Genomic DNA, 301 nt, shown 5'->3' with positions numbered 1-301 from the left:
ATTCTTTTCGGCCAGTGCGTTTCGTATAAACCGGTTTGCCGGCCTGGTTTAACCCGCAGAGCTGAAAAACATTTTTAGCCAGATCAATACCCAGAAATAAGATATTCATGGTGATTCTCCTGGTGAGCACATTTCGTACAGTTAACCGCAGCGGGAGGAGGTAGTCCATCCCATTAACTGGAAGAAAAAATTTGCCGGGCCAGGCGTGACGGAACTGCGGCGCCTGCGGAAACTGGAGGATGAGAATCAGCGGCTGAAGAAGCTGGTCGCTGAGCTGAGTCTGGACAAGGAGATGCTACAG

General features: G+C 50.5%; 2 pseudogenes. One reads left to right on the top strand and one right to left on the bottom strand.

Going from position 1 to position 301, the window contains the following annotated elements:
- Positions 1 to 109: pseudogene (locus ACLJR2_RS23795) on the bottom strand (IS110 family transposase); the annotation flags it as partial.
- Positions 110 to 175: 66 nt separating this feature from the next.
- Here ACLJR2_RS23795 and ACLJR2_RS23790 point away from each other — a divergent pair.
- A pseudogene (locus ACLJR2_RS23790) lies at positions 176 to 301 on the top strand (transposase); the annotation flags it as partial.

The sequence above is a fragment of the Salmonella sp. SAL03688 genome, assembly GCF_046551895.1.
GTDB classification, from domain to species: domain Bacteria; phylum Pseudomonadota; class Gammaproteobacteria; order Enterobacterales; family Enterobacteriaceae; genus Salmonella; species Salmonella enterica.
Note: the sequence above shows the minus strand (reverse complement) of the source record. Positions and strands in the feature narration are given on the sequence as shown.